The sequence below is a fragment of the Pseudarthrobacter defluvii genome (assembly GCF_030323865.1).
Classification (GTDB): domain Bacteria; phylum Actinomycetota; class Actinomycetes; order Actinomycetales; family Micrococcaceae; genus Arthrobacter; species Arthrobacter sedimenti.
This window is the reverse complement of the sequence record NZ_CP066362.1, coordinates 1,346,088-1,373,064: the sequence shown is the minus strand read 5'-3', so window position 1 is coordinate 1,373,064 and position 26,977 is coordinate 1,346,088. Positions and strand designations below refer to the sequence as shown.

At 67.1% G+C, this 26,977-nt stretch carries 12 protein-coding genes; all 12 read right to left on the bottom strand.

Annotated features, from left to right (window positions below; all coding sequences use genetic code 11):
* Positions 1–21: 21 nt before the first annotated feature.
* The 12 genes from JCQ34_RS06290 to JCQ34_RS06235 all read right to left on the bottom strand — a co-directional run bounded on the left by JCQ34_RS06290 (position 22) and on the right by JCQ34_RS06235 (position 26,962).
* Positions 22–1,815: a serine/threonine protein kinase gene (locus JCQ34_RS06290; protein WP_286402967.1), complete on the bottom strand. Its 1,794-nt coding sequence runs from the start codon at positions 1,813–1,815 to the stop codon at positions 22–24.
* Positions 1,812–3,890 (bottom strand): FHA domain-containing protein, encoded by a 2,079-nt coding sequence (locus tag JCQ34_RS06285; protein ID WP_286402965.1) that lies wholly within the window; start codon positions 3,888–3,890, stop codon positions 1,812–1,814. The genes JCQ34_RS06290 and JCQ34_RS06285 overlap by 4 nt, the downstream gene beginning before the upstream one ends.
* Positions 3,877–4,884, bottom strand: a complete 1,008-nt coding sequence (locus tag JCQ34_RS06280) for a PP2C family protein-serine/threonine phosphatase (protein WP_286402963.1) — start codon at positions 4,882–4,884, stop codon at positions 3,877–3,879. The genes JCQ34_RS06285 and JCQ34_RS06280 overlap by 14 nt, the downstream gene beginning before the upstream one ends.
* A complete protein-coding gene (locus JCQ34_RS06275) occupies positions 4,881–6,638 on the bottom strand; it encodes an RDD family protein (protein ID WP_286404336.1) in 1,758 nt (585 codons plus the stop codon). Before JCQ34_RS06275 ends, JCQ34_RS06280 begins: the two co-directional genes overlap by 4 nt.
* Positions 6,638–9,196 carry a transglutaminase-like domain-containing protein gene (locus JCQ34_RS06270; RefSeq protein WP_286402961.1) on the bottom strand — a complete coding sequence of 853 codons (2,559 nt, stop codon included), beginning with the start codon at positions 9,194–9,196 and terminating at the stop codon, positions 6,638–6,640. Before JCQ34_RS06270 ends, JCQ34_RS06275 begins: the two co-directional genes overlap by 1 nt.
* Positions 9,193–10,536 (bottom strand): DUF58 domain-containing protein, encoded by a 1,344-nt coding sequence (locus JCQ34_RS06265; RefSeq protein WP_286402959.1) that lies wholly within the window; start codon positions 10,534–10,536, stop codon positions 9,193–9,195. Before JCQ34_RS06265 ends, JCQ34_RS06270 begins: the two co-directional genes overlap by 4 nt.
* A gap of 71 nt (positions 10,537–10,607) precedes the next feature.
* On the bottom strand, positions 10,608–11,579 hold the full coding sequence (locus tag JCQ34_RS06260; protein ID WP_286402957.1) for an AAA family ATPase: 972 nt from the start codon (positions 11,577–11,579) through the stop codon (positions 10,608–10,610).
* 67 nt (positions 11,580–11,646) lie between these two features.
* The gene (locus JCQ34_RS06255) at positions 11,647–17,760 is read right to left on the bottom strand and encodes an Ig-like domain-containing protein (protein ID WP_286402955.1); all 6,114 of its coding nucleotides are present in this window, start codon (positions 17,758–17,760) and stop codon (positions 11,647–11,649) included.
* Between the two features lie 148 nt (positions 17,761–17,908).
* Positions 17,909–24,034: an Ig-like domain-containing protein gene (locus tag JCQ34_RS06250; RefSeq protein WP_286404333.1), complete on the bottom strand. Its 6,126-nt coding sequence runs from the start codon at positions 24,032–24,034 to the stop codon at positions 17,909–17,911.
* Positions 24,035–24,227: 193 nt separating this feature from the next.
* Positions 24,228–25,472 carry an adenylate/guanylate cyclase domain-containing protein gene (locus JCQ34_RS06245; RefSeq protein ID WP_376976886.1) on the bottom strand — a complete coding sequence of 415 codons (1,245 nt, stop codon included), beginning with the start codon at positions 25,470–25,472 and terminating at the stop codon, positions 24,228–24,230.
* Positions 25,462–26,061 (bottom strand): PH domain-containing protein, encoded by a 600-nt coding sequence (locus JCQ34_RS06240; RefSeq protein ID WP_286402953.1) that lies wholly within the window; start codon positions 26,059–26,061, stop codon positions 25,462–25,464. Before JCQ34_RS06240 ends, JCQ34_RS06245 begins: the two co-directional genes overlap by 11 nt.
* Positions 26,054–26,962: a biotin--[acetyl-CoA-carboxylase] ligase gene (locus tag JCQ34_RS06235; protein ID WP_286402951.1), complete on the bottom strand. Its 909-nt coding sequence runs from the start codon at positions 26,960–26,962 to the stop codon at positions 26,054–26,056. The genes JCQ34_RS06240 and JCQ34_RS06235 overlap by 8 nt, the downstream gene beginning before the upstream one ends.
* Positions 26,963–26,977: the final 15 nt, after the last annotated feature.

Sequence of the window (26,977 nt, the reverse complement as noted above, 5' to 3'; positions counted from 1 at the left end):
TTACGTGCTGGTCCAGTGCCATCACTGGCCGGTGCAGGCGATGGAGTTCTCCTCCATGGGTGAGAATGCGCCGTCCGAGCGGACGATCATCACCTGGATGCAGGTCTGCCCGGTGGGGCTGGGCCGCATCTTGACCGGCGGCTTGTCCACAGAATGGAATTCCAAGCTGTTCCCGCCTATGGTCCACACCTTCCACTTGTAGGTGTCCCCCTCCTTGGGCTGCGGATTGGTCCAGGTGAAGCTGGCCTCCCCGTCACCGCCGATGGATCCCTTGAGGCCTTCGACGTCCGGGACGGTGCCGTCGTCCAGGGCGTCCGCCGGGGGTTTGGTTACCTGCTGGGTGGGCACAGGCTTGGGGGTGCCGGGGGCCGCGTTGGCCACCACGATGCCCACCACCGCCGCCAGCGCCAGAAGGGTGCCCCCGGTGATTGCCAGCCAGAGGTTGCGTTTGCCGTGGTCCGCTTGCGGTGCCGCCTGCGGCTCGTCCACTTTCAGGGGCCGCTGGACCGTTGCGTCGGCGGTATAGGCGTCCTGCCCGGCATCGCTTACCGGCGCGCCGTAGTTCACCGCCCCCGGGGCGCCGCGCAGGACGGTGGACTGTGCCCACTCCCCCTGCCCGCCGCCGTCGGCCGGTTCTGTTCCGGAAGCGCCCGGTGCTCCTGCCGGACTGGCCGGGATGGAGGGCACTGCCGGGGCCGCCCGCCATTGGCTGGGCGCTGCGGGGGTGAAGGCCGACGGCGGGACGGCGCCTCCCCTGCGTCCGGTCGCGTCGGTCTGGGCGCCGGGAAGACTGGCGCCAGGAAAATTGGGGCTGGCTGCGTTGGGCCGGGTGCGTGCCGGGAAGGTGGGGGCGCTGCCGGTGCCTTCCGGGTCGATGGCGGCGATGCTGCGGACGCGCGTTTCCTCAGTGCCGTCATCCGGGTGGCCCTCGTCCTGCTGGGGCTCCTCCAGGACCTCGAAGGGCGTGACGGAGAGGTTGAGCTCGGCCTGGATGCGTTGCAGGGCCAGGGCGAAGGCGTGGGCCGAGGAGTACCGGGACTGCGGTGACTTGGCCATGGCCGTGGCCAGCGCCAGTTCCAGGGATTCCGGCACATCGGCCCGGCCCAGACGCGGCAGGGCCGTGTTGCTGATGCGGTTGATCAATTCGCGCTGCGAATTGTCCGCCCCGGGCATGACGAAGGGCGAGCGGCCGGCCAGCAGCGTGTAGAGCGTGGCGCCAAGGGCCCACACGTCCACCATGACGCCGTCCACGGGCCCGTCCCGGAACTGCTCGGGCGGGGACCACGGAATGGACATGCCGGAGTCGTCGTCCGAGTCCCCGGCGAGGGTGCCGGAGATGCCGAAGTCGGTCAGGGCAGGGCGGTTGTAGTCCGTCACCAGGATGTTGGCGGGCTTGATGTCACGGTGGGCGATGCCGGCACGGTGGGCTGTCTCCACCGCGGAGGCAACCTGGATGCCCACTGCCAGGACCTCGTCCACGCTGAAGCGCTGCCGCCGGTACCGGACGTCCAGGCTGGGCCGTGAGCAGTACTCCATGGCCAGGTAGGAGTGCCCGTCATCCGTCACTTCCGCTTCGAAAATGGTGACGATGTACGGGTGCGAGGACAGCTGGGCCATGAGGTTGGCTTCGGATTCGAACCGCCGCCGGGCGCCCTCTGTCTTCAGGTCGGAGAGCAGCACCTTGACCGCCACCTTTCGGCGCGGCCTGTCCTGTTCATAGAGGTAGACGTCGGAGAAGCCGCCGGATCCCAGCAGGCTGATGTAGGTGAACCCCGGAATGCGGGGCGGCGGCGCAACGGGCCGTTTGGAACTCACGGAATCTCCTCAAAACGCAGTGAGATGTTGTCGCCCAGCTCCGCGATGTCGCCGTCGAGCAGGATGGCCATCTCGTTTTGGGCCAGGCGGCGCGGCGGCTGGCCTTCGCGGACCAGGACGGTGCCGTTGGTGGCTTTGAGATCGCAGAGCATGACGTGCCAGCCTTCGAGCCGCACCTCAACGTGGGACCTGGAGATGTCCCCGCCCGGGCTCGCCACCTGGACAAGGCGCGGCATGACCCCGCCCTGGACCCGGGATACGGACGGCTGCCTGCCAATGACCATCGACTGGTCCAGGTCCAGGAGTTCGCCCGTGGATAGGCGCATCCGGCCCAGCCGTGGACGTGCAACCTGGACGGCGTCGGGCAGCAGGGCGGCACCGCAGGCGCCGCACTGTGCACGGGTTGGCGGATTGGCGTGGCCCTGCGAACAGACGCGCGCCAGCACCAGCGGCCCGTCGCCGGCATCCTGCAGTGCGGCCTGCTGGTTTGCGGCCGGGACGGAGCCTGCTCCCGGAAGGCTGCTCTTCATAACCGTCTGGCCGTCGTGGTCGGGATCGAAGCCGGCCTCGGGTTGGGCCTGGGACGAGCTCTGGGCCAGCCCGGAAGGGCCACCTTCGAATGCAACGGGGGCAGGGACTGGCGGAGCCGGCGGCGTGCCGAGGGCTGGCGGCGTGCTGGGTTCCGGGGCGGGTGTTGTCGCAGCTCCCGCGGTACGCCATGGGACGGAATCGATGAGGCCCGTGGAGGCAGGGCGGGGCGAGGCAGCCGCCGCGCCGGTTTCGGGGCCAGCTGCGGCAGGATTGCCGGCGCCGGTGGCAGTGTCGGAGTCCGCTGCCGGTCCAGAACCGGCTGCTGCACCCTCCAGGCCGGCGTCCTCCGCTGCACCAAGAGCGGCCAGCGGTTCGGCCGCGGGCAGGGCTGGAGGTTGCTGCGGGACCACATGGCCGGAGTCGGCATCGGGTTCCTCGCGCACCGCCGCGTCCTCGATGTTCCGCATCACAGTGCGGTCCCAGAGGTGGTCGTAGGAGCTGGTGAGTTCCTCGGCCGGAGCGGCATCGCCTGGATCAGTTTCCGCCCCGTCCGGTCCGGCCGGGCCGTCGCCAACCGGTCCGTCGCCAACCGGTGCCGGATTGGCAGGCTCCTCCAGCAGTTCCTCGTCGGCGTCGATGATGGCGCCCGGAGCGATGGTGGCGTCGGGATCAAGACCTTCGAGGTCAAGGCCTTCGGGGTCAAGAGCGTCGGCGGCGAACGCCTGGGGCAGGTTCCCGTCTTCCGCGCATTCCCCGTCCGGGGCCTCGTTCAGGTCGTCGTTCACGTCAGCAACCGGGTCTTCAACCGGGTCCACGTCCAGGTCCTCGTCAATCACCCCCACCACAATCCCGGCAACATGGCCGGCGTCGCCGCTACCATCGACTTCGCCGGCAGTGTCCACTTCACCGGCAGATTCCACTTCACCGGCCGCATTGACGGCAAAAGGGCCGTCGGGGGCGGCGGGAACATGTCCTGCTTCTGTACCGTCCGCAGGCGCCGTGCCTGTGATTACAGCCGTCCCTTCGCCCGCCGCCGTGCCAGTATCAGCAGCAGCGCCATCGACGGCGGCAGGACTTGGCTGTGTCCCAAAGATCAGGGACCGGAGCAGCACCACGCCCTCCCCGAGCGGCAGCCCGGGACCCTCTGCGGGCCATGCGCCGCCGGTGCCTGCAGCGCCGCCATCCGGGAGACCCAACCTGCATGTGCCGGGCACCACGAATTTGCGTTCGTTCCAGGTGGTTACGTCCCTTCCGTCAAGGTCAACGGCCCCGCTTGGCTGCTCGACGGTAAGGTCGATGGCGCCGCGCAGGAAGACCCGCAGGGACCCGTTGAAGTCAAGGATGGCGAAGGACGGTATGCGGGTTAGCGAGCCGCCGGAGCTGCTGGTCACAGCGGCGAGGACCTCGTGCGGTTCGGGCCGGCCGGCCAGGAGTTCCCACAGTGCGCCGACCAGTTCAGCCGGTGCCTCGGGACCCAGCAGGACTGCAGTACGGGACCGGATGATGCCCAGCCAGCCGCCGGGAATGTAGCTAGCGCCGGTCATCGCCCGGCTCCCCCTCCAGCGAAGTGCCCTCGACCAGCCCGGCACCGTTCTCCAGCGCAGTGCCGTTTTCCAATGCCGCGCCGTTATCCAATGCCGCGCCGTCCACCAAGGGTTCGGGCAATGGTTCCGTCACGGCCTCGGAGGACTGCGGGCGCGGCAGCGTCACTTCGTCCCCGTCAGCCGTGGTGTGGCGGGGCGCCGTGGTGCCTGCGCCGTCGTCGTTCGCCACGTTGCGCGCGTCCACCACGATGGCGGTGACGTTGTCACGGCCGCCGCTGCGCAGGGCCGCCTGGATCAGGGCGTCCACGGCCTCCTGCGGGTCCGCCACGGTACTGAGGATCCGCAGGATGTCATCGTCTGCCAGTTCGCCGGTGAGGCCGTCCGAGCAGACCAGCACGCGGTCGCCTTCCTCGACGGGGAGGAGCCAGTAGTCCGCCTCCGTCTCATCCCCGGTGCCCAGTGCCCGGGTGACCACGTGCCGACGCGGGTGGACGGTGGCTTCCTGGGCGGTGATTTCGCCCGCGTCCACCAGCTCCTGGACTTCGGAGTGGTCCACGCTGATCTGCTCGAACCGTCCCAGGCTGAGCCGGTAGGTGCGGGAGTCGCCGATGTTCATCACCAGCCAGTAGGGCATGCCCATCTGTTCCACAATGACGGCGCCCGTCAGCGTGGTACCGGCCCGGGCCCCGGCGGCTTCACGGATGGAGGCGTCGGCACGGACCAGGTACTGCTGGAGGACGGACGCCGTGATGTTCCGCTCCCCCGTGGTGACCTGGGGCATTTCGGCCAGGGCGCGCACGCACAGGCCGCTGGCAATCTCGCCGGCTTCGTGGCCGCCCATGCCGTCGGCCACGGCGAAGATGGGATCGGCTGCGATATACGAGTCCTCGTTCAGTTCCCGGCGGAGCCCCCTGTCCGTCCCGTAACCGCAGGAGAGGCTAAGGCCCGGCCCCGGCTGGATAGTGGAGGAAACACTGGCGGGGTGCTGGTTCATGTCTGTCCTAGGTAAAAGGTACGGTCTCCAAAATGCACGCTGGATCCCGGGGTAACAAACGTGGGGACGCCCGGCACCAAGGGGGTGCGCAGGCCGTCCGGGGTGGTGACGGCGCTTCCGTTGGTTGAGTGCCGGTCCGTCACCCAGATGCCGGCACCGTCGGTGAGCAGGTGCAGGTGGGTTTTCGAAATGGAGCGGCCGGGATCGTCCACGGCCAGCAGCTGGGCATGCTGCTCCCCGGCCTGTCCCACGGGGTTGCGGCCCACCAGGACGTTGCGGTCCAGCTGGAAGTCCCGCCCGTCGTCCAGGCGGATGCGCAGGACTGCCACCTGGGCCGGGGCACCGCTGCCGGGGCGCACCTGGGTGCGCTCGACGTCGTCGTCCACATGCGGCGGGGGCACCCGGTGACCGGAGGGAGCACCGGCAGAAGCGAAGCCCTGGACGGAGCCTTGCTCGAAGCCTGCCGGCGAACCGTGGGTACCAGCAGCCGGGGCACCTGCAGCAGGCGGCGCGAAGGATGCCGGCGAGGTGTAGGGCATGGTCTGGGACGGCATGGTGGCCGACGGCGCAGGTGCTTGGGGGGCCTGGGCTGGGGTTGCGTGGGGCGTCGCCGCCTGGGGCGCGCTGGGTTGGGGCGCGACGGGCGTCGGTGCGAATGGTACAGGGCTAAAGGGTGCCGGCGGCCGGGAGTCGGGTGCGGGGGATGCCGGCACGGGCGACGCCGGCGGTCCGGACGCTGAAGCCTGGGATCCCGCTGCCTGCTGTGCCTTGGCGCCGGCCACCGGGGACAGCACCTGCTGGACGGGCGGAAGGTCCAGGGGCGCAAAGCTGTAGGGCCCCTGGATGCCGCCGGTGGTGATGGGGTCCCGGCCCGCTTTCACGTCGAACACCAACGTTTTGGCAGCGTTGTCATTCCAGCCGCGCAGCCCGCCGCGCTTGTCCCATCGGCAGGAAACAACCACCAGCACCGCCCAGACGGCAGACACCAGAAGCAGCGGCCCAAGAATAAACAGGGCAACGTCGAACCACTTGAACACCACCACCAGCACCGCCACCAGCAGGGCCAGCAGGACACCGGCTCCCGTGATCAGGCCGCGCAGGAACACAGCTCCGGCACCGGGCGCGTAGCCGTCCTGGTCCGCACTGCGGATGCCCATCAGCAGGTTGCCCGGCGTCTTGCCGCCGCGGCTCTCCAGGCCGAGGACAACGAACAGGTAGGCCAGGGTCAGGCCCAGGCCGATGCCGCCGAACAGCACCAGGGATGACGTGTCGTAGACGATGAAGCCGCCGCTCCTGGTCCGCGTGATGCCGGCGAAACCGATGGCGAAGGTCACCACCAGCACCGCTAACCCAGGCAGCCAGTCAATGACGGCAGCACCAAGCCGCTTGCCCGCCGTAGCCGGAACAAGCTGAAGGTTCACTGCCATTCCCGTTCCTCCCCCTGGAGCGGCTTCCACCTTGGTGGAACCGCCGGTCCTGCCCGGCCCGGAGCCCGTGTATATGGGACCCGTCAATGCGCTGCCCGCCGGCTGACCTGCCGGGGGCCTTTCTACTACCGGGATAGTACCGGGAATCCCCGCCGCATGCTCGGGACGCGCCTCCCTGGCAGCACTCGGGCCGTGATCCGGAAGCAGGTCCGAAGTCCGGGTGCGGCGCGCCGCCCTGTTGGGCAGCGGCGCACCGCAGGCAGTGCAGAAGGTGGCCCCCGCACGGATCTGCTGTTGGCAGCGGGGGCAGCGTTCGGCGTCGCGCATCACTGCTGGTGTGGTCCTTGCTGGTTGGGTGCGTGCTGCTGGGGCGGCGCATCAGCGTTGCCGGAGGTACGACGACGGCGCGCGGCGAGGATCCCGGGCACCGTCGGGAGTGCCAAACGGCCGCCGCGCAGCTTCAGGCCGCTACCTGAGTTCATGGCTGTCCGGGCGTCGGCGAGCAGCGACCGGGGCGAGAACCGTGCCTGCTGCCGGCGCCAGAAGCCCATTCCGGAGGTCATTTCCTTCAGCGAGCCGTCAACGATGGTCCAGTACTCCCGGACCTGCTCCTCAGTGGGCTCCCCGGCGCCGAAGATTGACGCGTCCGCCCGGCGGGCCAGCATGGTGGTGGTCCCCGAGGTCGCCGGGAACGCCTCGGCCAGCACGGCGGCGCTTTCGCGCCTCGTCGACCGGGTGTCGACGGCGGCACCCAGGTCCGTCGCCAGGCTCACTACCTCGTTCCATCCTCCGCCCACACGCTGGGCGGGGAGGCCATCACGGAAACGCGACTTCCGCCGTCGTGCCTTCAGCAAAGCAATCAGCAACAACGGCAGGGCCAGGACGACCACCGGGATGGCCGCGACGCCCAAGGCACCCAGGAGCGCGCCCCAGAACAGCCACGGGTTGTTCTTCTTCTGGTCCGCGTCCAGCGCGTCCGGCGAGGAGTCCGGCGGCAGGTCCGCCGGCTCCTGCGGCGGGGGCGGCGGCTGCAGCACCTGCGGCTTGGGCTTGGACTTGCTTTCGGGGTCCGGCGGGATGGGGATGTTGTCCTTGGGCGGGGTGGGGTCGAAGCTGACCCAGCCCACCCGCTCGAACGCCACCTCCACCCAGGCGTGGACGTCCTTGCCGGTGATCTTCACCTCGCCCGCGCCGTTCTCGGGACTGGTCGGTTCCGGGTAGAAGCCCATCACCACGCGGGACGGAATGCCCAAGTGCCGCAGCATCAAGGACATGGCCACCGCGTACTGTTCATCGTCACCGAGCATCTGCTTGGCTGTGAGCAGGCTGCGGATGCGGGCAGAGCCGTGGCCGGAAACGCTGGGCAGCTGCCCCTCGCTCACCAAGCCGTTGCTGAACGCCCCGGTCTTCTGGAAGTGGGCCTCAATCTGGCGCACCCGGTCGATCGCGGTCGGGGCATCAGCGGACAGGTCGTTCGCCTGGGAGCCCACCACCGGCGGTACCTCAAGGGGGTCCGGGAGGGAGATCTTGGCGAAGTCGTACTGGGTCAGCTGGCCGTGCTCGAGCTTGACGGGGTCGGAGACCTGGACGGTATAGGAGTCGCCCTTTGACAGCCCGCTGGTGGTGACAGCGGTGTCCGATCCCGGGTTGAAGTAGAGTCCCCCAGCCGCTGCAGACCCGGGCTGGTCAAAGCTGATGCCGGTGGTCTTGCGCCCGCCGGGGACAAAGTAGCCCTGGTAGTCCTCGATGTTGATGCTGATCGAGTAATCGTTGGTGGGAACTACCCCGGACGTGTCGGCGAGCGTATTGATGGACTTGGCGTCGCCCACCTTGCTGAAGTTGCCCGAGCCGTTGGGGTCCATGTTGTAGTTGGTGCCGTTGAAGGCGTCCAGGGCCCCCAGGCGCACCCGGCCGTCGCGCGGGAGGCCCTTGACCACGAACAGGGTGTCGTCCTTCTTGTCCTTCACGTACGTCCGGAAGCTGGCCAGCGGGGTGATGTAGTCCTTGGGATCGAACGGCGGCACCACCACGTTGCGGAGGACTTTCCGGTCCTCCCCTGCGCTGACCAGCGGCGCGGCCACTGCTGTGATCCCGACGCTGACGGCGATGACTCCCGCCGCCATGCCCAGCCGGCGGATCCTGGCCCGCCGCGCGGTGGCGCTGTCATTCTGCGGGTTGTTCACCGCCACCCGCCTGGTGCTGTTCCGCCGCAGGGCGTCCCGGCGGAACGTTGCCCAGGCGATGCCCAGCACGGTCAGCCCGATGCCGCGTTCCAGCGTCAGGAAGGCGGCATTGGTGCTGAAGGCGATGCCGGTGACGAACAGGACCAGCACGGGAAGGAGGGGCAGGTAGGGGCTGCGGAGCCGCCAGGTCAGGAGAGCGGCCACGAGGGCCGTGATGAGCGAGCTCAGGAACGGGACGATGAGCACGCCGCCGGCTGTGCCCACCGGCACGCCGACCGTGAGCATGTCCTTCCAGGCAAAGACGACACCCAGCAGCAGGGTCCGCAGCGAGTCCAGGGTGGGGACGAAGCCTGCGATGGCGGCGTCCGGCACTGCCAGCCAGGTCCCGAGCACCAGGTACGCGGCCAGGGCCAGGGCGGTGGTGATCAGCAGGCCCAGGCGCAGGTGGGCGTTGGCGGCCCCAATGGCCAGGCCCAGGATGATGCCGCCGAATCCGGAGACCAGGTAATAGGGGTCCCCGCCGAAGCTCAGGCCGAAGCCAAGCAGGCCCAGGCCCAGCAGGACCACCAGGGCGCCGGCGTCGAGCAGGAAGTGCCAGAGCGGCTGCCCGTCAGCGAAGGCCGACTCCGTGGTGGCGGCCTTCCGCCGGGTACGGGTGGGCGGGATGGAAGTTTGCGGTGAACGGCCCGGTGCGGTGCTCATGCTGCCGCCTTTCTCAGCACGATGGCAAGGTCGGCAAGGTCGCCGAGCGTCAGGACAGTAAGGTCCGCGATGTTGGCCCGTGTGGGCGCCGCCCCGGCTTCCACCCGGACTGCGAGGCTTCGCACGCCGGGCGGTACCGAGGCGGCGGCGGAACGGAGTTGGGTTGCCGTTACGTTGCTGCCCACCACGAAGAAGACCACGGAGGCGTTGGGGACGGTGTCGGCCAGCGTGCGGGCAAGGTCGACGGCGGTGCGGCGCATGGGCGAGCCGACGATCCGTGTCATGTCGTCCAGCATGTTCCGGCCGGTTTCACAGCGCAGCGGCCCCTTTTGGGTCAGGACATCCAGTTCCCGCTGTTCGCGGATGGCCTGCCGGCCGATGGAGGCAGCCACCGAGATGGCCATCTCGAACTCGGTTTCGGAGGCGTATTCCTCGGTGTTGATGGACAGCGAGATGGCCAGGTGGGCACGGCGGGTTTCCTCGAACTGGCGCACCATCAGTTTGTTGGTCCGGGCCGTGGTCTTCCAGTGGATGTGCCGGCGGTCATCGCCCGGCACATAGTCGCGGAGGGCGTGGAAGGAGACGTCGGCGCTGGAGAGCTCGGTGGTGGGCATGCCTTCGAGGTCGCGGATGAAGCCTGCGGCGGAGCCCGCCAGGGCGACCGTGCGCGGGTGGACGAAGAGGTCCTCCGGCTCGGTCCACAGGACTTGGCGGCGCAGGAGGTGCAGGGGGTCTGCCCGGACGGATCGGACCGGTCCCACCACGATGACGGCGCGCCGCGCGGTGGGGATGGTGAACAGGTCTTCGTGGACCTGTCCGGGCTTCATCCGGGGCAGGTGGAAGACGGCCGTGGTGCTGCCCACCGGCAGTTCCAGCGCGGCCGGTAGCAGCGGGCGTGCCGAGGTGTTGGAGACCGCAATGCTGCCCACGGCGCTGTCCCCCACCGCCACACGCGTACGGGCCAGGTCCAGGACCACCCCGTAGGAGGACCGGCCCAGGATGAAGGCAACGGCGATGACGAACATGGCGAACGCGGCAATGGAGGCTGCCGTGGCTTCCTGCCAGCCGAATGCCTGGCCGGTGGTCCAGAGCAGGATGGCTGCTGCCAGGACGGACCAGCCCAGGATGCTGACCACGGAAAGGACCGGCCACGCATACTTGAGCCAGGTGTCACGGACGGCCCGCCAGCCGGGTGTCAGGGCCTGGAGGGCGGTGCTGCTCGCTTCGGACCATACCGCCGCAGGATGCAGGCGGGTGGGGCGGCCGTTCCGGTGGAAGAGCTGCTGGAATCGCTCCGCGAACCGGGTCAACGGGGTGCCGCTGGACGTGCCGTCGGACATAGGGGTGTGCCTTCGTTGTTGCGCTGGGATGGAGTGGTGGTGGCTGCAGCGCCAGGCTGCAGCCGGTCCGGTCAGGCGTTGGTGCGCTGCTGTGGTGCGGCGACGTCGGTGAGGATCCTGGTCAGGACAGCCTCGGCGGTGGCACCGGAGAACTCGGCCTCGGGATCCATCACGAACCGGTGGGTCCACACCACGGAGGCCAGTTCCTTGATGTCATCCGGCAGGACGAAGTTGCGTCCCTGCGAGGCAGCCCACACCTTGGCGGCCCGCACCATGGCAAGGGCGCCGCGGACGGAGACACCGAGCCGGGTTTCGGGGGCGTTGCGGGTTTCTTCGCACAGGCGGGAGATGTACTCCAGCACCGCGGTGTCGATGTGCGCGGTTGCCGCAAGGTCCGCCATGTCTGCCACGGCCTGGGTGGTGATGACGGCGGACAGTTCCTTGGAGCGGTCCTTCAGGTTGCTGCCGCCCAGGAGCCGGACGGTGGACGCGTGGTCCGGGTAGCCGATGGACGTCTTGATCAGGAAGCGGTCCAGCTGGGCTTCGGGCAGGCGGTACGTGCCGGCCTGCTCGATGGGGTTCTGGGTGGCCATGACCATGAACGGGCGGCCCGCGGAGTAGGTGACGCCGTCCACGGTGACCCGGGATTCCTCCATGACTTCGAGGAGGGCCGACTGCGTCTTGGGCGACGCACGGTTGATTTCATCGGCCAGGACGATGTTGTTGAAGATCGGGCCCTTGTGGAACTCGAACTTCTGCGTCTTCTGGTCGTAGATGGTCACACCGGTCACGTCCGACGGCAGCAGGTCGGGGGTGAACTGGATGCGGTTGTTGGAGCCCTGTACGGTGGCTGCGAGGGCGCGGGCCAGGGAGGTCTTGCCGGTGCCCGGCGCATCCTCGAACAGGACGTGGCCCTCGGCCAGCATCGCGGTGAAGGTCAGGCGGATGACGTGTTCCTTGCCCAACACCGCCTGCCCCACGTTGGCAACCAGCTTTTCGAATGTGTCGGCAAACCACTCGGCCTGCTCGATGGTCATGGTCATGAAAGTTGTTCTTCCTCTGGTTGTGGCTGGTTTGTCGTGTTGTTGTGAAGACCGGGTTGCCGCGGTCTTAGTAGCTCGCCGGGCAGGAGCCCATTCCGGCAGTTGAGCCGGTGATGGTGTCAGCCCTGATGAACCGGTACTGGTTGGTCCACCGGCTGCCGTTCCGTTCGTAGATGTAGTACCAGCGGCTTGAGCCCCATCCGTCGCGGTAGCACTCGAGTCCAAGGTTGGAGCCCTGCGGCATCATGTAGGACGTGCAGGTTCCGCTGGACCAGTGGTCTCCGCTGCCCTTGGCTTCCTCCAGGCAGCTGTTGACCCGGACCGTGACGTTCCACAGCTTGGGTCCCGGAGGCGGCGGTGCGGCACCGCTGCTGGACGTATCGCTGCCGATGCGTCCCGGCTGTCCGGCGCTGACGGCGCGTACCTCCAGCTTGTGCGTCTGGCTGAAGCCAACGCTCTTGGAGAAGCTGCGCTGTGTGGTGTCCTGCCATGCGCCGTTGTCCAGGCTGATTTGGTATCCGGTAACAGCGCGCCCGTTGCCGTCCGGCTGGTTCCAGGTCCAGGAGACCGTCTGGTCACCCACTCCGCTGCTCTTGCTGCCGGTGACATTCGGGGCAAAGGCCAGGCCATACGGGTTGACGGCGTTCGATGGCGCACTGGCGTCACCGGCGGAAGTGCTGCGGGATGAAACCGCCCACACCACCACCGATGTTTGCGTGCCGTTGGCTGCCGCCACCACGCCGCCACCGGCGGGGATGGAGCCGGAGCCTCCACCGGACGTCAGGCTGTAGCGGTAGGTGATTTCCGTCGGCGATGAGCCGTTGCGCTGGGCATCGGTCAACTGCGTAAACCGGACGTCGATCTTGCCGCCGTTGCCGTTGGTGTCCACCAGGGAGGCCGAGGGCGCTGCCACCGTTCCGGGTTTGCCCACCGCACGCGTTGCAGCCGACGGCGCGCTGGTGCCGCTGGTGCCCGCCTTGTTGGTGGCCGAAACGGTGAAGGTGTAGCTGGACTCCGAGTTGTCCACCGTGACGTTCTGCGACGTCCCGGAAACCTGCTGGGTTGCAACGGCGGCTCCGCCCCGGAGCGTGGTCAGGGTGTAGGCGGAGACGGCGTCACCGTTGTTATTGGGTGCCGACCACACCACTCGCAGCTGGCTCTGGGAACCCACGGGCGTGGCCTGTGCCACGCTTGGCGCTGCCGGTGTTGCGGGCACGCCGGCGGGAACTTCGGCCGCCGAATACGGGCTCCACTCTGACGGATCCTTGGCGTCGTTCCGGGCCAGGACCCGCACCTTGTAGGACACGCCGTTCTGCAGGCCCTTCCACACGTAGTTGACCGACGTCAGTCCCTGGATCTGGGCGTTCTGGCCCGCAGGAGCAGGCGAGATCTCCAGGTCGTAGGACTTCACCGGCGAGCCCTTGCTGGCCGGAGCGGCCCAGGCGACCGTCAGTTGCTTGTCACCGAACTTCAGCGACGGCGCCAGCGGGGTATCCGGCTTCACGTCCGGACGGACATCTGCCGACGCCGGGGAACGGTCAGACTCACCAAACTCGTTGGTGGCCGTCACCTGGAAGTGGTAGGTGGTGTTGTTGGTCAGGCCGTTAAGGGTGCAGGTGTTGGCCGGGCAGTCCTGCCGGAAGCCGCCCTCCCCGTACACGGTGTACTTGGTGATGGCTGAACCGCGGTCGGCGGGAGCGGACCAGTTGAGCAGTGCGGTTTGGTCCCCTACGCTCTGGGCCTGCGGCGTGGTGGGAGCCGTAGGCTTGTCCTTGACGGTGAGCCGGACCCGGGCCGTGGCATGCCGGGAGCTGTCCTGCGTCTTGTCCTCCACGGTGTACGCAACCACCAGGGTTCCGGTGAAGCCCGGCGCAGGGGTAACGGTGATCGAGTCACCATTGACGCCCACGTTGCCGCTGCCGGTCTCGGTGTTCGCAGCAATGATCTTCAGCGGCGTTTCCGGGAACGGGTTGGCGTCGTTTGCCAGGACGTTGATCGTTACGGGCTTTCCTGCCGCAGCGTTCGGCTCGACGTCGTCGTTGGCCACGGGCTTGGGCCGGTTGGAAGCCGTCACGGCAAGCTGGTACGTCGCCGTCGCTTCAAGCCCGCGCGGGTCCGTCGCCTTGACCTGGACGGCAGCCCGGGTGCCGGTGGCGGTGGAATCCGCAGCCGAAACCTTCAACGTCTGGCCTTCGATGCGTGCGTTGAAGCCTCCCGGGGAGTCCCCTACCAGCTGGTACTTCATCTTCTCGACGTCGTCCTGGTCGGGATCTGAGGTGAGCTTGCCGAGGTCGGTGCTGGCCGAGTCACCCTTGGGAACATCCACGTTGGCGCCCAGCAGTTCCGGCGGGTTGTTCTTGTTGGGGTCCGGCAGGACCTTGGTGCGGATGCTGAGGGTCGACTTCAGGCCGGCAGGATCGTCGGGTCCTGAGCCGTCGGTCACTTCGAAGGTGAGCGATCCAGGGCCAACATAGTCGGCACCTGCGGAATACTTGAGCCCGGCACCGTCCCTGATGATGGGGTCGCCGCCGTCGGCTCCAATGAGCTTGATCCGGTCCGACTGGGTCAACCTGGGTGACCTGCCTTCACGCACCTTGACCCACTCCTTGAGGTCGACGTCGACAGACTGGCCGGCCACCACTTCGAGGACCTCGTCCTTGGCCAGGGTCGGGACCTGCTGCCCCAGGCCGGGCACCCAGATAATGGCGGTGGACTGCTGGCCGTCCACGTCTTCCACGGTGTACGGGATGAGCTGCGGCTGTTCGGTGAGGTCCACCAGCACGTTGCCGTTGCTGCCCGGGCGGGCAGTGGCGGCCTCGGTGCTGATCTTCAGGTTCTCGCCGACGCCATCGGGATCCTCGTCGTTCTTGAGGACCGGCACGTCCACGGCGGTCTTGCCCATGGCCTGGGCCGAGGTCACCCTGTCATCGCGGGCAATCGGGGCCTTCAGCGGCACGTCGTTGTCAACCACCAGGCGAATGGTGGCCTGGGCCGTTGCATCGCGGTCGTCGGCGACGGTGTAACGGACGTTGACGGTCCCGGCCTCGTTCGGTGCCAGAAGGATGATGCGGCCGCTGTTCTTGCTCACGGTGGCCTGCAGGGCCGGATCGGCCTCGATGCCGTCGGTGAGGATGCGGATGCGGTCGCCGTCGGGATCCGTGTCGTTGGCGATGGCGTCAACGGCGATCTGACGCCCGGGCCGGACCCGGACTTCATCGTCCACAGGTGTCGGCTTCTGGTTGATCTCACCACGCGGCGCGATGCCCACCGTCACGGTGCCTGTATTTGTCGCGCCCTGCCGGTCCACCACTTTGTAGCGGAACGTGTCAGTACCTGCACCGTCCCCCGCAGCCGTGAAGTCGATGAAGTTGCTGCCAACGGTGGCGGTGCCCATGGCAGGGGTGCTGTCGATGCCTGTCAACTGAACGGAGTCGCCGTCGGGGTCGATGCCGTCCAGGGGCACGGGAATCCTGACGGTGCCGGCCGCCACCACGCGCGCGGTGAGGTTGCGCGGCTGGGGCCGGGAGTTCTCCGCGCCTTCGAGCGGAAGGATGTGGATTGTTACCGCGGCGGCGCTTTTCTGCCCCTGCGGGTCCACCGCGTTATAGATGGCCCGGACGGTCTTGGGCTGGCTGCCGGCAATAAAGCGGAGCGTGTTTTCGGAGACGAAGCTCTTGCCGTCGGCGGGATCAACGGCCTGCGGCAGGACCGGGTCAACGGTCAGTTCCTGGCCCTGCGGGTGGGTGTCATTGTCCAGGACCGGAATGGTGACCACGTCATTGACGCGGACGTTCACTTCGTCGGGCTTGGGCTGCGGGGCTTCCACGACGGCGGGGGCCGGGACCGGCACCACGGAGACGCTGCCGGTGGCCGACTTCTTTCCGTTGGACATGGTGTACTCGAACAGGATGGGGTCCTTGGTCCCCAGAATGTCGGTGATCCGCAGGACGCTGTGGTTGATCACACTGACGGATACGGTGGCGTTGTCCGGAAGCTTGACGGACTGCAGCACCAGGACTCCGCCGGAGGGGTCGGAGTCGTTCGCCAGCGGGTCCAGCAGCACGCTTCCGCCGGTGGGCATCAGGGCAACGTCGTGCACCGCCACCGGATCACCGCCGTCGTTGCCGGACTCCACGTCCACGCGGATGAGTCCCTGGCTGCTTTGCGGTCCGTTGCTGGCAATGTAGGTCAAGTAGACCGGGCCGGGGGTGCTGCTGCGGAAGGTAAAAGTGCCGCCGTCAGTCACGGGGCCAAGTTCGGCCGGCCCGTTGGCTTCCACCTGGGCAAGCCGGAGGGCACCTCCGTTGGGGTCGACGTCGTTCTTCAGGGGCGAGATCACCAGGTCCTGGCCCACAACGGCGGTGACGTGGTCGGCGTTGACCACCGGTGCCAGGGCTCCGGGCGGCTGGACGTTGACCACAACCTTGCCGGTAACCGTGGCGCGGCCGTCCCAGATGGTCACCTGGACATTCTTCTTGCCCGCCGTGGCGCCGGAGTCCTGGAAAGTGAGGAGCCCGTCGCGCCGGACCTTGACCTGGTCCTGGTCGTTGTCGGCCTTCGCGTCAAGCAGGACCAGGTCGTCGCCGTCGGGGTCGATCCAGTCGGTGAGGATGTTCTGGCTGACGGTCTTGCCCTGTTCCACCAGCATGGTGGTGTCCTCGCCGCGCTTGAACTTAGGCGGCTTGTTCTCGTCCGGTCCCACCACCGTTAAGGCGACCTGGCCGGTGGCGGACAGGCCACGGCCGTCGGAGGCACTGTAGTTGAAGGTCTCCGTGCCCGGTTTTGCGTCTGCGGGAACGGTGATCTGGAACGCCGTCCCGCCGTAGATGCTCTCAAGGTTGCCGGCCTTGGGTGCAGCCTCCGGCGCCACGGCAGCCGTGAGTACGTCACCGTCGGGGTCGGAGTCATTGTCCAGAACACTCAGGATAGTGGTGCGGCCAGGGCGGACACCGACGGCGTCCGGCTTGGTTTCCGGCGGCCGGTTGGGCTTGGTGCGGTCCGGCAGGACATTGATGGTGTTGTTGTCCGCGGATTCCTGGTCCTGGTCATCGGACTGGTTTTTGGGCGGAACAACGTCGTCCCAGTTGTTGACCAGCTGCATGTTCTGGTTCACCAACCACACATTCCCGGAGTTCACATCATTGAGGACCACCAGGTCCCGGTTCACCCGAAAAACATACGACGGCGACGCACTCGCCTTGGGCACGTCCACCTTCTTATCGTCCCCATCATTGGTGCAATCCCGCACATACTTGTTCGCACCCGACCACGCCGCATGCACACACCCACCCAACTGCACCGGCGCAGCAGGCACACCCTCACCATCAAAGCCCACCGTCTTCGCCGTACCGCCATCCAACGGCTGCTCCAACAACGCCTTCCGCGTCGCCACCGCCACAACATCACTACCCGGCCCCGCCTGCTGAAGCTTCGCCTCCCGCGCGTCCTCCAACGCCAACTTCTTACCGCCGGGCAAAAACAGGTTCCCCGCCGCAGCATCCAACACCACCGGCCGGTCCCCCACCACCGTCATCTGCAAATCCCCGGCACCCTTAAGCCCATCCCAAACACTGGACTCCGAGGACGTCACCGCACCATCAGCATCCACCCCCGTCACCGTCACCGCCCCGGTCTTCGGATCCGCAGAATAAATCCGGTCATCAGAACCAACAGCCGACACAATCCCCGCCGAGCCCACCATCACCGGCTCCGACGCTTCCTTGTCAAAACCATTCACCGTGGACGGCGACACTGCCCACACCTTCCCCGACGCCGCATCCGTCACCGAAATCGTCCGCGCCCCAAAACTCACATCCGCCGCCCCCGGCAACTGCTTATCCCCACCAAGACGCATATTCGCCGGCGACACCTGATTCAACGTCGAACCAGTCTCATCATCAACAAACACCTCACCGGCATGCTGCAACACATCAAACGTCGTCGACGCCGGAGTCACCGCACCATCCAACACCCGCGACGGATAATTCAACCGCCCCACAGCATTCTTCGACTTCGACACCACCCACACGCCACCGTCATTCAACTCCACCTCAGTGGTCTTAAACCCCGGATACAACACAGCACCCGTCACCACCACAGCCACCACAGCACCAAACGCAGTACCGGTGACGAGTTTCCTATGTCGCTTTTTCAGCCCAAGCTTCCCCAGCAGAGTTGTCACAGCGTTACTTTTCCCTCAGATTGTGTAGCCAGATGGCGGCCTGTTCGCAGGACAGGCAGCAGGCTTTCTTTCCCCGCGGCAAGCCTACCGAACCCCTGCAAGCCCCGCGATGGGGACAACTGCCCGCAGGCCGCCGGAACTGCCGGTGTCAGCAATGCGGTGCTCCCAGCGATGCAGGGTCCGCAAGCGTGGTGTGGCCGGCAATGACGTACCGGCCGACGTTGCGGGCCGATCCCGATTCCACGCGCCACCAGCGGACTATGCCGTTGCCGGACCAGTTATCGCTCTGGTCGATGTAGCACGCCACCATGATGCGGTCCTGGTCTGCCTTGTAGAACCACGGCGGGCTGTCGGCATTGACGCCGTCACAGTCGAAGTAGGGACTTGGCCGGTAGTTGGAGCCGCCCAGGGTGAACGTGCAGCTCCGGACGAAGTTGGGGTCGGAAGTCTTGATCCTGGTTTCCCAGAGCCCCTGCTTGCCCGCGTTGGCGCTGGCCGTGACCACTGCGCTGCCGGTACCCATGGAGTTGAAGGTCTGGACGGCAATGGTGACGGTGTCCCCGAAGTTTGCCGTGTTGACAGTTCTGGTGCCGGAGGGGGCAACGCTCTCCCACCCGCCGTTGTTGATCCTGATCTTGGTCTGCGCCACATCGTTGGTGCTGGTGGACGGTGAGGACCAGTTGAGGGTGGCCGACTTCTGGTTGACGGCTCCGTCCTGCCCGGAAGCCGAGGGCGTGCCCGGGGATCCGTAGGGCGTGGTGGTGGCTGGTGCACTGCTGTCCGAGCTCGGCGCCACCGTGGAGTTGGCGATCACGGTGATGCTGACGGCGGTGCCGTTGCTGAAGCCGCTGATGGTCTGCCCGGGTGTGATGGGCCCGCGGGCGCCGTTGCTGGCGTTGTACGTGTAGCTGACTTCGTTCTCGGCGGAGCCGTTGCGTTCCGCGGCGGTCAGCCTGCGGAAGTCCACCGTCACGGCGCGGCCCGCTCCCCCGGTGTTCGCCGGCGTGGCCGTGACACCGGAGACCGGAGACAGCTTGCCGGTGGCACGGCGGGGTGCCGAGGGCGGACTGACCGCTCCCTTGCCGGCCTTGTTCTCCGCCTGCACCGTAAAGGTATAGGCGGCCTCGGAGTTATTGGCGGTGAAGTTGGCAGTCCGGACGTTGCCCGGGACAGCCTGCGTCTGGTCCGCGGCGTTGCCGCCGCTCATGGTGACGTAGTAGGTGCTGATGGGGTCGCCGTTGGTGTTGGGTTCTGCCCATGACACCCTGAGCTGGTTCTGGGTGCCCACGGATGATGCGACGGCGGATGACGGGGCGGCAGGTGCCGCCGGAACGCCGGCCGGGTTGTCTTCGGCCGAATAGGTCCCCCAGTCGGAGGGGCCGAGCTCGTTGACAGCCTGCGCGCGCACCTTGTACTTCACGCCGTTGGTGAGGCCGGTCCAGGTGTAGTTCAGCCCGGCGACCTCGTTCTTGACCGCAACTCCACTGGCCGGCGGTGGGGAAATCTCCAGGTTGTAGTGTTTCACCGGCGAGCCCTCGGACTTGGCCGCGGGCCAGGTGACCGCCATGGTCTTGTCGCCGGCTTTGACCGTGGGCGCCTCAGGCGGCGAAGGTTTTTCGTCGGGCCGGATCTCGTTGGACTGCGGTGAAGCCTGCGAGTCCCCCACTTCATTGGTGGCCAGGACCGTGAACACGTACTTCACATTGTTGGTGAGCCCGCTTAACGTGCAGGTGGTGGTGGGGCACTTCTGTTCGAAGCCGTTGTTCGAACGGACGGTGTACCCGGTGATCGGGGCGCCGTTGTCCGAGGGCGGCGCCCACTTGAGCACGGCGGTGCGGCTGCGGACGTCGGTGGCGCTGGGCGCCGATGGTGCGTCGGGTTTGCCGCGGACGGTGAGCCGCAGGCGTCCGTCGACCTGGCGGGACAGGTCGCCCGTCTTGTCGGCGATTGTGTAGCGGACCACCATGACGCCCTTGTATCCGTCAGCCGGGGTAACACTGATGCTGTCTCCTGCTACCGCCGGCTGCCCGGCCGCGGCCCCCGTCTCCACGGTGGCGCCAACGATCCGCAGGGGTGTGTCCGCGAACGGATTGAAGTCGTTGGCCAGGACATTCACCTGTTCCGTCTTGCCGGCGTTGGCTTTGTCCACCACGTCATCGTTGGCCACCGGCAGGGGCCGGTTGGAGGCGACATGGCGGGCCGTGATCGTGGCGCCCACTGCGGGTGACCTGCCGTCGGTGACCTTCACCTGGATGTTTCCGGTGACGCCGATGCCAAGGGAACCGTCGGCAGTAATGGCGAGCGTGGCGCCGTCGACCTTTGCGTTGAACCCGGCGGGAAGCGTTCCGTCCAGTTCGAAGCGGAGGTTGTCTTTGTCCCTTTCGTCCACGTCCTTGGCCAGTCCGGCAAGATCAATCGTTGCCGTTTCGGCTTTCGGGACATCCACGGAGGTGCCACTGAAGGTGGGCGGGTGGTTGGCGTTGGGGTCCGGGATCACCTTGGTGATGATCACCAGCGTGGCTTTCAGGCCGTCGCCGTCGTCCGGTCCGGAGCCGTCCGTCACTTCGAAGGTGATGGAGCCGGGGCCCACATAATCGGGTTTCGCGGTGTAGCGCAGGGCCTTGCCGTCGGACTGGATGACGCCCTCCGGTGAACCGCCCTGGACCCGGACGGAATCAGCCACAGTGACCCTGGCGGTACGGCCGTTGCGGACCCGGACGTATTCGGCGAGGTCCAGGGTGATGTCCTTGCCGGACATGACTTCCACCGGCTCCGTTTTGGCCAGGGTGGGGTACTGCGCGCCCTGGCCGGGGATCCACATGAGGGCCGTGGAGGTCAGGCCGTCAACGTCGGTCACCGTGTAGGGAATGAGCTGGTCCTCCGGGGTCAGCGTCACCACGACGTTGCCGGAGCCGCCCACGCGGGCATTGGGGTTGCCGTCGGGCAGGCTGATGTTGAGGTCTGCGGCCACGCCGTCGGCATCGGAGTCGTTCTTCAGGACGGGGACATCCACTGCGGTCTTGCCAAGGGTTTCGGCAACCGTCACCCGGTCATCCTTGGCCACGGGACGTTTGAGCTCCGCGTCCGGGCTGGTGCGGATCCGGATCACGGCACTGGCGGAGGCCTTCTTGTCGTCCTGGATGCGATAGCTGATGCTTTCATTGCCTGCGGCCGCGGGTGCGGTGAAGAGTACCTTGGCTCCGTCCGTGGCCTCGACCTGCAGTTCGGGTGCGGCCTCGAACCCGTCGGAAACCAGGCTGAGGGGATCGCCGTCGGGGTCTGAATCGTTGGCCACGGCCTCCACGGCCACTTTGCGGCCGGGCCGAACGTCGACGGCGTCGTCCACGGCGATGGGTTTTTGGTTGTTGGCTTCCGGCGGGGCGATGCCCACAATGACGGTGCCGGTGTTCTCGGCGCCGATCCGGTCGCGGACGCGGTAGGTAAAGCTGTCGGTGCCTGCGGCATCTCCCGCGGCGGTGAATTCCAGGTAGCCGTCCCGGACCACGGCTGTTCCCATGGCGGGCGCCTTGTCGATGCCGATGAGCTGGACGGAGTCGCCGTCGGCGTCGATGCCGTCCAGGGGCACCGGTACCTTGACTGTCATCCCAGCCACCACCCGGGCGGTCAGGTTACGGGGCTCGGGCCGGGTGTTCCGGTCGTCGTCGCGGGCCCGGATGCGGATGGTGACCTGCTGGGAGTCCACCTGGCCGGACGCGTTTTGCACCTTGTAGATGGCGTAGACGGTCTTAGCCTCGGGTCCGGCGATGAACCGGAGCTGGTCGCCTGCCACGAACATGCGGCCGTCAGCGGCGTCCGGCTGCTGGGCAAGATCGGGCAGGAGTGTGAGTTTGGAGCCGTTGGGATCTGTGTCGTTGGCCAGGACAGGGATGCTGACGACGTCGTTTACCCGGACCGTGGCTTCGTCCGGCTTTGCCTGGGGTGCCTGGAGCTTGGCCGGCGCGGGAACCATCAGCACCGAGATCTCTCCGGTAGCGGAGGAGCGGCCGTTGGAAACGGTGTAGCGGACAGTCAATTGGCCTTCTGCGCGGAGGTCGGTGATCCTCACTACGGAGTGGTCGAGCACCGCGACACTCACCGGCAGCCCGGCGTCGGCCGTCACGGACTGCACCACCAGGACGCCGCCCGAGGGGTCGGAGTCGTTGCCAAGGACGTCCACCAGGACGTCGCCGCCGGTGGGCAGCAGCGCCGTATCGCGGACGGCAACGGGCGCTCCCTCATCGGTGCCCGGCACCACGTCCACGCGTACCAGCTGCTGGGCACTGGCGGGGCCGTTGGTCGCCAGGTAGGTGACGTAGTGCGCCCCGATCGTGCGGGAGTTGAACGTGAAGGTCTGCTGGTCCGGGTTGAGGGTGGCAGAGGATTCAGCGTCGGGACTGGCCTGGGCAAGCCGCAAAGTCCCGCCCTGGGGATCGGAATCGTTCTTCAACGGGGTGATCACCGTGTCGGTACCGGCAACTGCCACCACATGGTCGGCGTTGGCAACGGGCGGCAGGGCGCCAGGGCTCCTGACGTCCACGGTGACCTTGCCCTCGGCAGTGGATTGTCCGTCCGAGACCGACACGGTCAGGACCTTCCGGCCGGGACCGGAGCCGGAATCCTGGAAGGTCAGCTGGCCGTCGGGCCGGATGCGGGCCTGGTCCAGGGGGTCGCTGCTGGTCACGGACACGGCGAACAGGTCGTCGCCGTCGGGGTCCATCCAGTCCGGAAGGATGTTTTGCGTCACGGCTTTGGCTGTTTGGACCACCAACGTGGTGTTCCGGTTGGGCTTTTGCCGCGGCGGGGTGTTGGTGCCGGGCGGAACGATGTTGAGGGTGATGTCCGCCGAGGCGGAGAGGCCGCGGCCGTCGTCCACCGTGTACTTGAAGGTCTCGCTGCCTGTCTTGTCTGCGGGCACGGCGATCTGCAGTCCCGTGGACCCGTAAATGGGTGACACGGCACCGGACTTGACCCCTTCGGGGGTACGAACGGTGAGGACGTCGCCGTCGGGGTCGGAGTCGTTGTCCAGCACGGGCAGGATGGTTGTCTTTCCAGCGCGGATGCCGAACTGGTCCGGTTTGGCCACCGGGGCATTGTTGGGCTTGGTGCGGTCCGGCAGGACGGTCTGCTGGACTTCGTCGGCGGAGTCCTTGTCGGCGTCGTCGGAGGTTTCCTTGGGCGGGATGACGTCGTCCCAGTTGTTGACCAGCTGCATGTTCTGGTTCACCAACCACACATTCCCGGAGTTCACATCGTTCAGGACCACCAGGTCCCGGTTCACCCGAAAAACATACGACGGCGACGCACTCGCCTTGGGCACGTCCACCTTCTTATCGTCCCCATCATTGGTGCAATCCCGCACATACTTGTTCGCACCCGACCACGCCGCATGCACACACCCACCCAACTGCACCGGCGCAGCAGGCACACCCTCACCATCAAAGCCCACCGTCTTCGCCGTACCGCCATCCAACGGCTGCTCCAACAACGCCTTCCGCGTCGCCACCGCCACAACATCACTACCCGGCCCCGCCTGCTGAAGCTTCGCCTCCCGCGCGTCCTCCAACGCCAACTTCTTACCGCCGGGCAAAAACAGGTTCCCCGCCGCAGCATCCAACACCACCGGCCGGTCCCCCACCACCGTCATCTGCAAATCCCCGGCACCCTTAAGCCCATCCCAAACACTGGACTCCGAGGACGTCACCGCACCATCAGCATCCACCCCCGTCACCGTCACCGCCCCGGTCTTCGGATCCGCAGAATAAATCCGGTCATCAGAACCAACAGCCGACACAATCCCCGCCGAGCCCACCATCACCGGCTCCGACGCTTCCTTGTCAAAACCATTCACCGTGGACGGCGACACTGCCCACACCTTCCCCGACGCCGCATCCGTCACCGAAATCGTCCGCGCCCCAAAACTCACATCCGCCGCCCCCGGCAACTGCTTATCCCCACCAAGACGCATATTCGCCGGCGACACCTGATTCAACGTCGAACCAGTCTCATCATCAACAAACACCTCACCGGCATGCTGCAACACATCAAACGTCGTCGACGCCGGAGTCACCGCACCATCCAACACCCGCGACGGATAATTCAACCGCCCCACAGCATTCTTCGACTTCGACACCACCCACACGCCACCGTCATTCAACTCCACCTCAGTGGTCTTAAACCCCGGATACAACACAGCACCCGTCACCACCACAGCCACCACAGCACCAAACGCAGTACCCGGGAACCACCGCGGGCGCGAAAACCGGCGCTTGGGCATGCCGGTAACAGTGCTTTGGGCGCGCGTTTGTCCCCGACGTTTCATTCGTTGAATCTCCCCAGATTTCAGGCTCACAGCCGGATTCCGGCTTCCGTGGAAGCCGGGCAGCACAACAGTACCGCTAATTCCCCAACAAGTGGATAAATGGTTACAAGGACACCGGCAACACCGCAAACAGCGGATTCACCATGGCCTAGTCCAGCACCAGGCCCTTGCCGCGGCCGCGGGTAAGGCGTACCGGGTTGATCTCGCCGAACCCGCGGACGTTTTCGGGGTCCTGCGGGATCAGCACGAACCGCTCGTCGTGCTCCAGTGCAGAGGCGGTCATGGAGTCCACCAGGACGGTGCCGGGATCGGCGAGGGTGGTCAGGCGTGCTGCGAGGTTGACGGTGGGTCCGTAGATGTCACCAAGGCGCGACAGGATCCTGCCCCAGACCATGGCCACCCGGGCTTCCGGGAGGATCTCGTCCTCGGTGAAGGCCTCGGCGAGTGCCAGGGAGATCTCGGCGCCGGCCGCAGGGGTTTCAGCGATATAGAGGACTTCGTCGCCCACGGTCTTGACCAGCCGTCCGCCGCCCACGGAGATGATCTCGGCGCACTTGTTCTCGAAGCGCTGGACCAGCCGTGCGAGCGTTTTTTCGTTCATCCGGCGGGACAGGCTGGTGTAGGAAACCAGGTCCGCGAAGCCCACGGCGCGGGCCAGGGGCAGCGGCGCGTCGTCCTCGTCGCCTTCCCGGCCTTCTTCGCTCGCCTGCAGGCCGGCCTCGGCGCGGACGGCGAGCCGCTGGACGCCGGCATTGAGCTGGCGCCGCCAGGAGTAGACCAGGACTTCCTCGAGCGCGTCCACCAGCGCCGGGAGCTCGTTGACCAGCCGCTTGCGGGCCACCGCATCCGTAACGCCCTGTTCGTGGACCATGTCCTCCACCAGGGCCTCGATCTGCCAGACCACCATCCGGTCGGTCATCTGCCCGATCGAACGGGTGACCGAAATGGCTGCCTCCTCCGTGAGCTTGCCGGCGCGGACCAGGTCCACCACGGTGGACAGGGCTGCCTGGTCGCGCTCGGTGAAGGCAACGTCCTCGTCGCCGAAGTTCGGGAAACCCAGGGCGCGCCAGAGTTTGCGGGCGGAGAGCAGGGAGAGGCCCGCGCCGGCGGCAACTTCACGACGGCGGAGCTTGCGTTCCCCGCCCAGCAGGCGCGACTCGAGTGCCTTCATGGCCAGGCGTTCGGCGGACATGGCGCCGGTGGGCGGGTGCCGGTCGACGGCGGGCATGACCGGATCGAGGGCGGGCCCGGCTTCCGACGGGTCGGCGGAGGAGCCGGCGCGAAAATCAGAAGCGGCAGGCTGATAGGCGGCGGATTCAAAAGCGGCAGGATCAAAGGCGGCGGTGCCGGGTGCGATGCTGTCGACGCGTTCCTGCTGGTCCTCATCGGTCATCCCGTCCACCTTCTCTCATATCCTCCGGAAACGCACCGGCGGGGTAATACGTCGCGCCGCCCGGCTGGGCTCCGCTTTCATCCGGCAATTCCCCGATGGCATCGAGGATAAAGTCGCGGAACCTTGCAACCTCAGGCACGTCGCGAAAGGTCACCACGCCCTGGTACCCGGTTTCCAAGGATATATTCCCGGAGCGCACCAGTCGCTGCGGCACGGATTCGTGGACCGTCAGATTACGGACGGCAGCGAGGTTCACCTGCTGGTCCCGCCGGTTCAGCAGACCGTACCGGGCCACCATCCGCTGGCTCGTCAGCGTGTAGCGCGTGCCCTGCCAGCGGAGCAGCCTGGGCAGGCAGTAGCCCAGCCATACCGCTGCGGCCGCGAGGACACAGGCGGTGACGAGCCACGGCGTCCACTGGCGGCCGAGCGCGGGGGCCAGGCGCGCGGCGCCGCCGCGGGTAATCCAGGCGCTGGCATAGGCGGCCAGCGCCGGGGCCAGTACGAAGGCCACGGCAGCCCCGGCCAGCCTCCTGGGCTGCGGGCGGGTTGTGACGATGACCTGCTCCCCGGGAACGAGGGTTTTACGCATAACCGCCTTGGTCCGGTGCATCCGGCGCTGTCCATGGCCGCAGGTGCACCACGTCCCCGGCAGTCACCACGTGCTCGCGCCCGTCGCGGTCCAGCACCAGCAGCGAGCCGTAGTCGTCCAGCCGGGAGGCATGTCCGATGATCTCGTGGTCGCCGGGAAGCTGGGCGCGCACCTGCTTGCCCAGCGTGACCATGACGGCCTCCACCCTCTTGTGCAGGGACGGCCCGCCCGCCAAGCCTGCTGTGGGGTCGCCGTCGGCATTGCAGAAACTGCGGTACAGGACCGCAAAGTGGGACAGGTAGCTCTTCAGCAGCGCGGTGCGGTCGGTGGTGCGGCCACCTTCGAGGCCCACGGAGGTAGCGGTGGGAACGGGCAGTTCGCTTTCGCGCAGGGTGACGTTCAGGCCCGTGCCCAGAATGACGGGGGGCACGTTGCCGTCCGCCATCGGTCCAAGCTGCGCCAGGATGCCGGCGATCTTCCTGCCGCGCACCAAGACGTCATTAGGCCATTTGAGCTCGGCCGGGATGCCGGCGGTTTCCAGGAGGGTCTCGCGCAGCGCGAGGGCTGCGATCAGGGAGAGCCAGGAGTAGCTCTGGGTAGGCAACGGCCGTCCGTCCGCGTTGACCGGGCGCAGGACCACCGAGACGGACACCGAACTCAGCGGCGGAGCTTCCCAGTGCCGTTCCAGCCGGCCCCTGGCTGCAGTCTGATACTCGGCAGTCAGGACGGAGAGGTCAGGCCAGTCCGCCGGATCCACCGTGGCACCGCGCAGGAGGTCCGCGTTGGTGGAGCCGGTTGAGTCAACCACGTCGATCCGGGGTATCCCGGTGGCGGACAGGAAACGCTGGTCTGCCAGGTCCCCTCGGTTCAAGGGGGTGCCCGGTGCGTGTGCGTCGTCCATACCTAAATCCTACCG